Genomic DNA, 4,476 nt, shown 5'->3' on the forward strand with positions numbered 1-4,476 from the left:
CGGGCTCGGTTCTTCGCCCGACGGGCGGCGCTTGCTTGTTTCTGCGCGGGGGTGGCCACGCAGATGTTCTCGGCCCGCAGACGGGGGTGTTGCAGAATTTTGACAAGTTTGTCGGGCGGGGCCGTCGCGCTCTCCGGGCGCTCGCCCGCGTCGGGCTTGTGTCCGTCAGGAGTGTTCCAACGCTCAAACTGGAGATTCCCGGTGCGGGTGGGCCCGGTGCGAATCCGGTTCGCCCTGTACGCAAGTCTGGTACGCCCATCGGAGTGATCCAACGATCAAATCGAAGACTCCGAGTCCGGTGCGCCCTGCGGTGCGGTGCGCCCTGCGGTGAGCCCCGCCCTGTGTGAGCGCCGTGTGAGTCCCATCGGAGTGATCCAACGATCAAATCGAAGACTCCGAGTCCGGTGCGCCCTGTGTGAGTCTGTGTGAGCGCCGTGTGAGTCCCATCGGAGTGATCCAACGATCAAATCGAAGACTCCGAGTCCGGTGCGCCCTGTGTGCGAAAATCCCCCCCCGATGAGCCGAGAACGCATCGTCATCCTCGGGGGCGGCATGGCGGCACTAACAGCCGCGTTCGAGCTAACCGAAGCACCCAACTGGCAACAACACCACAAGCTCACAATCTACCAATCAGGCCATCGCCTAGGCGGCAAGGGTGCAAGCAGCCGAGCGGGCGACCGATTCGATCGCATCGAAGAACACGGTCTCCACCTCTTCTACGGCTTCTACGACAACGCGTTCAGCGTCATGCGCCGCTGCTACGAACAGCTCGATCGCCCCCCCAACGCCCCGCTCGCAACGCTCGAGCAAGCGCTCCAACCCCACTCGCTGATCGTCTTCGAGGAGCAGCGAGACAAGTGGCAGCACCAGCCCCTGCTGTTCCCCCGCAACTCAGCCCCACCAGGTCTGTGCACTCCAGTACCAACACCCCGGGCGCTGATCCCGATCATGCTGCGATTCCTGATCGAGCTGTTCGACGAGCAGCGCGAGCTCTACCTCGATCGTGGCCGCACAACCGGAGCCATCAACGCAGCGGTGTTAGCCGCCGCTCGAGCCGCGGTCGCAGGTGCGGTCCACGAACTCGAGCAGCTCCTCGCCCCACGTGGGACCGGGCTCGGCGGCAACCGACGCGACGCGCTACTGCGTCGCCTACTCACGCTCTCAGCCGTCGTCCAGGGCATCTTCGAGGGCATGCTCACCGGGCGCCCGCGCCTGCGTGCGGCCTGGTCTGCGGCGGATCTGACCCTCGTGATGATCCACGGCATGATCCAGGAGGGCCTCATCGACGAAGACCCCGTCGACTGGCGGCGGCTCGATCACGAGGACTTTCGCGCCTGGCTCGGGCGACATGGCGCGAACGAGGCCGCGCTCTCGGCCGCCTCCTTGGCGGGCGTCTACGCGGGGGCCTACAGCGCCGACATCGAGATCGGCGCGGGCACGGGACTGCACTGGACCCTGCGCATGCTCTACACCTACCGCGGAGCGATCTTCTACAAGATGCAGGCCGGCATGGGGGAGGTGATCTTCGCCCCCCTGTACCTGCTGCTGCGTCGTCGTGGCGTCGAGTTTCGCTTCTTTCACCGCGTCGACGCGCTGCGGCTCTCGACCGATCGACGCCGGATCGCTCGGGTCGAGCTGGCCCGCCAGATCGATCTCATCGGTGCTGACTACGAGCCGCTGATCGACGTACATGGCCTCCCCTGCTGGCCCAGCGAGCCCCGCTACGAACAGCTCGTCGACGGCGAGCGGCTGCGGGCGAGCGGCGAGCTGCTCGAGGACTGGGGGTCCACGTGGCCGACGACCCCGGTGTGCCTCGAGCACGGTCGAGACTTCGATCGGCTGGTCCTGGGCGTCGGCCTTGGCTGCATCCCCGCGCTGTGCCAGGAGCTCATCCACGACGATCACAACCCGCGGTTTGGCGCCATGGTCCAGGCAGTGACGACGACCATGACCGCGTCGGCGCAGCTGTGGATCCGCGAGCCGCTGTCGCGGACAGGATGGGCGCTCCCGCCTGCGGTGGTGATCCCCTACGCCGAGCCGCTCGACACCTGGGCAGACATGTCACATCTGCTCGAGGTCGAGCGCTTTCCGGCCGCGGAGGGGCCCCAGAGCGTCGCGTACTTGACGGCGGCCATGGCCGACGACACGCTCCCTCCAACCTCGCGCGCAGACTTTCGTGACCACGCCAGGCGCCAGGACGCACGGATCCGCCAGCTCACGGCCGCGCACCTCGAGCGCTCCGCCGAGCACTTGTGGCCGCAGCTGTGCGGGGCCACGGGCGCGTTCGACCACCGACACCTGTGGGCGCCGTTGGCCACCCCCGACCCGCTCGCGTGGCAGCACTTCAGCCCCCAGCAGCATCCTTCGGATCGCTACGTCCGCTCGCCTCGCGACACGACCCGGCTGCGCCTCTCGGCCGACGAGTCGGGCTACGACAACCTGATCCTCGCGGGCGACTGGACCTCGACCCCAATGAACCTTGGCTGCATCGAGGGCGCGACCATGTCGGGGATTCGGGCGGCCCAGGTGCTCGCTCGAAGCCACCGGACGATCACCATGCACGGCGACTGGCTCTCGGGTGACGCGAGCCCCGGCGTCACCACCTACCGACCCTACATCGAGCGCGAGGTCAACGAGTCGACAGCGCCGCCCTACCTGGCCCGCGCGAGCACGATGTTCACGGCGTTGCTGCCCGCGGATGGCTCGCGCTTGCAGGCGCTGTGTACCCGTCACCTCGGCCTCGACGACCACCGGGTCTACGTGCCGCTTGGCGGCCATGTGATCTTCTACGCGCAAGACAACCCGCACCTGTCAGCCAGCAACGCGCCGGGTGAGGTCCATGAGCGCGACTTTGGCTTCATGATCCCCGTTGCGATCTGCGAGCGTCGCGACGGGCGGCTCGAGCCCGAGGCGATCGGCGCGTACGTGCCCTATTTGTGGGTCGACCTCGGCGCCGCGGTGATCGGCGGACGTGAGGTGCTCGGGTTTCCCAAGGGCCAGGGCACGCTCGGGTTCGACGTCAGCCCGGACGGCCACGTCGCCCTGCAGCTCGACGCGTTCTTGCCACCCAGCAGCGGCGCCGGCGTGGGCGTTGCGTGGCAGCACCAGCGCGTGTTGGACCTACGCAGCGCTCCGGCAGCCTCCGCACGGTCGTCGCTCGCGGATCTGTCGGCGGCGCTGAACGGCGCGAGCAATTCGAAGGTGCTCAGCTCCGCCGGCCTCGACCGCCGCGCGCGGCTCCGGGTCATGCAGCTGGTCGTGAAGACCCTTCGTAGCGGCGCGCTGACCATGGTGTTTCTCAAGCAATACCGAGACGCGACCCGGCCCGAGCAGGCCTGCTACCAGGCGCTGGTCGAGGCTCCCATCGAGCGTCTCGGCCCGGCACACGCCGAGCGGGTGCTCGGCGGCCGCGTCGAGATGCAGCTGTCACGCCGGGTCCCGGTGATCGAGGCGCTCGGGCTCACCGCAGAGGGCACAGGCGAGCTCGCGCGGATCCCCGTGCTGGGGGCGCACTATATGGTCATGGACTTCCGCATCGGCGTCGGTGAGGTCGTGCGCTCGATCTAGCTAACGCGACTACTGCGGATCAGGCAGCGTCGACTCGCACTCCGTCAGCGGCCCCGCCAGCCCGCTCCACCCAGGCGCCGCGTCCCCATTCGGCGTCGGCCCCGTGACCAAAATCGGCGACAACCCAAGGTCAACCGGATCAGCCTCGAACAGCTCAGCGTCCATATTCAGCAAGTACAACCGCGCCGTACCATCCGTAAACAGCGGCCCCCCCAGCGCGTGAATCCCCCAAGTCCCGCCCGACCCAATCTCAGTACCGGTCCCAGTGTTGTAATTAAACTCGTACACATGGCCCGAGTCGATCGCAAACCCGATCCCGTCCGTGATCTCCCCCATCCCATCGATCCCAGGCCCCATGTCATCAATGTCGGCAACCGACGCCATCTGCAGATCCGTGATCACCTCAAACCCGAGATCCCCTGCGAGGTAGTCCCCAGTAAATCGCAGCAGTCGGTTCCCCTCCGCGCTGCTCACGTTGACCCCCGTATCCATCAGGTAGACCAGCCCCTGACAGTCCGTGTAGAGCGCCTCTACACGGACATTATCGGGCACATTGCCAATCACCTCGACCTCGATCTCGCTGGCCTCCGTCGGAGGCTCGGCAACATGAAAGATCTGGGTGCCATTGGCGCTCTCGCGCGAGCCGAGCAGCGAGCCGTCCTCGAGCATCGTGAGCCCGTTCTGACCGTCGACCAGCGGAGTCGTGATCGTGCTGGTGACCAGCTGCACGACCGAGCCGTCGTTCTCGTCGATCTCGATGTACATCAGTCGATCTTCAACGGAGTACCAGAGGTTCGGGGTCACCCACAGCGGATCCACGTTGGGGTCGCCATCCCCATCCCCATCGCCGTCCCCGTCGCCATCCCCGTCCCCATCCCCGTCCCCGTCCCCATCCCCGTCCCCATCACC

Annotated in this window: 2 protein-coding genes; one reads left to right on the forward strand and one right to left on the reverse strand. The window is 67.0% G+C overall.

All coding sequences use genetic code 11. The annotated features are described in order from the left end of the window. Nucleotides 1-516 precede the first annotated feature (516 nt). Entirely contained in the window at nucleotides 517-3,567 is a 3,051-nt protein-coding gene (locus ENSA7_RS41515) for an FAD-dependent oxidoreductase (protein ID WP_106094973.1), read from the forward strand. A 9-nt stretch (nucleotides 3,568-3,576) separates the two neighbouring features. Here the strand turns inward: ENSA7_RS41515 and ENSA7_RS41520 are convergent. Then, nucleotides 3,577-4,476 (reverse strand): hypothetical protein (locus ENSA7_RS41520; protein ID WP_244924086.1); only part of this gene is annotated, 900 nt, incomplete at its 5' end.

The sequence above is a fragment of the Enhygromyxa salina genome (assembly GCF_002994635.1).
GTDB classification, from domain to species: Bacteria; Myxococcota_A; Polyangia; order Nannocystales; family Nannocystaceae; genus Plesiocystis; species Plesiocystis salina_B.